Source organism: Pseudomonas sp. 05T35, assembly GCF_056396605.1.
In genome coordinates this window covers 1-2,341 of sequence record NZ_JBFTLU010000581.1, presented here as the reverse complement: position 1 = coordinate 2,341, position 2,341 = coordinate 1, and the positions used below count along the sequence as shown (strand labels likewise).

General features: G+C 57.6%; 1 protein-coding gene. It reads left to right on the top strand.

The features are described from left to right. The coding region (gene tssI, locus AC1DH9_RS27505; protein ID WP_477809169.1) for a type VI secretion system tip protein TssI/VgrG at positions 1-2,341 on the top strand (2,341 nt) is incomplete at both ends.

Sequence of the window (2,341 nt, the reverse complement as noted above, 5' to 3'; positions counted from 1 at the left end):
CAACCCCAGGTGCTGGAAGAGTCAGTCACCAACGCGACCGAACCCGAAGACGGTTTTACCCAAGGCTATCGCAACCGCTTCAGCGCCATTCCCTGGGACGTGTTCTACCGGCCACCGCTGCCGGCACAAAGACCGGCGCTGGTCTGCCAGACCGCCCGCGTCACCGGCCCCGTCGGCGAAGAGATCTACTGCGATGAATATGGTCGCGTCAAAGTCGAGTTCCACTGGGACCGGGCCGAACGCGACAGCGAAAAAAGCAGTTGCTGGCTGCGGGTTTCCTCCAGTTGGGCGGGGGATCATTTCGGCGCGGTGACCATTCCGCGTATCGGCATGGAAGTCCTTGTCACCTACCTCGAAGGCAATCCCGACCAACCGCTGATCACCGGTTGCCTGAGCAACAAAGTCACACCTGCGCCCTATCCCTTGCCCGARAACAAAACCAAAACCGTACTGCGCAGCCACAGCTCCCCCAGCACGGGTGGTTACAACGAACTGTCGATYGAAGACCGCGCCGGGCAGGAGCTGATCCACCTGCGGGCCCAGCGGGATCTGGAGCAGAAGGTCGAAMATGACAGCCGGCTGGAAGTGGGTAAYRAGCGCSAGGAAACCATCAAGGGCSACAGCATCACGGTGCTSGGAGCTGAAGAACATCGCACGGTCGCGGCGGATCGCAAAGTCCAGCTCAAGGCTAACGACTACTTGCAGGTAGCCAGCAGYAGCCATACACGGATCGGCAAAACCCTGGTGATCGAGGCCGGCGARCAGGTGCACATCAAGGCCGGTTCCCACCTTGTGATAGAGGCGGGTGAGAGCCTTTCGGTGAAGGTCGGCGGTCAGCACATCGTGATCGACGCAGACGGTATTTTCAGCAGCACCGCGATTGRGGATGGTGGTTCTCCCATACCGGCTATGGCCGCCCRTTCGTTGTTGCCGGGGACAGCGGTTGGTTTGTTGGCATCCGTCGCGCCTGAGGACGAAGCGTCAGGCGAACTGGAGGAAGAGGAGGAAGAAGTCGAGCTGGAGGGGATTACCTTACGGATCGGCGTGTTCTTCGATGGTACCGGCAATAACCGATCCAACAGTGAAATGGTCGCCGAGTGCCATGCGCGGGATGTGGGGTTGGAAGAGCTGGCGGAGGACATTCGGCAGTTTTGTCAGGCTCATGGCTATGACGGCAAGGGAGGAGCGCCGGATAACAGTTATGGGAATGACAGCAGTAATGTGGCGAAGCTGTATGAGTTGTACAAGGATGACACTGAAATTCAAATTGCTGCTGAAGAGACAATAGGGTTCATCCGCGTTTATCTGGAGGGTATCGGCACCAGTAGCGGAGCAGAAGATTCGCTTTACTCACAGATGACCGGTTTGGGCGCGCAGGGTGTATTGGCGCGAGTTGAGCAGAGCCCAGCGCGTATTCTCGAAGTCGTTCGGCTGTTCGAACGTGCTAATCCTGACCGAAAAGTYGAACGYATTGAGTTCGATATCTTCGGYTTCAGYCGRGGCGCCGCTGCCGCKCGGCAYTTCGCCAACGAAGTATTGAAAGGRGAACAGAGCCTATTGGCCACGCTGCTCCCGGCCAATTCACCACTGTTCGTCGAGGAGTTTGCCTGGCGTGCCAGAACCGACGTCTCCATCAACTTCATCGGCATCTTCGACACCGTGGCCGCTGTCGCGAGCGTTTCCATTAGCGGCATCAGCGTCCACGACGCCAACAATCCCGGCGTCAACCTGTACCTGGCGCCGGACATGGCCAAAAAAGTCGTGCACTTGGTGGCGCGGGACGAACGCCGCCACAACTTTTCGCTCAACAGTGCCGGTGCTGCCGATATCGTGTTGCCGGGTGTTCATTCTGACCTTGGTGGCGGTTATCTACCTCGCGCGGCTGAGCGGATTCTGCTCAGCAAGCCATTTCGCAGCACCGAAGATGCTCACGTGTCCCCCATGAGATCCATTGCCTATCGCTGGACCCAAACCGAACTGCACCGCCTTCAGGATCAGCTCAACCTTCATGATTTGCCATTGCAGGTGCAAAACTGGGGGCTGAAGTTTGAACGCAAGGTCAAAGGTGACCACGAACAGTGGCAGCATGTGTATGCAGCGGTCAGTAGCCAGCGGGAAGTGCGTAATGAACTGGCCTTGGTTTACCTGCGCATCATGCGTGAGTTGGGTGCAAGGCACGATGTTCCTTTCGACGACATCGACGATGAAGATCAAAAATATGAGTTACCTGTAGAACTGCAACCCATCGCTCAAAAACTGATGGCTTACGCGCTGGGCGAAACCCGCCGCATGGGTTTGAGCCTGGACGAAGAGGCTCTGCTCGTTGGGCGCTATATCCATC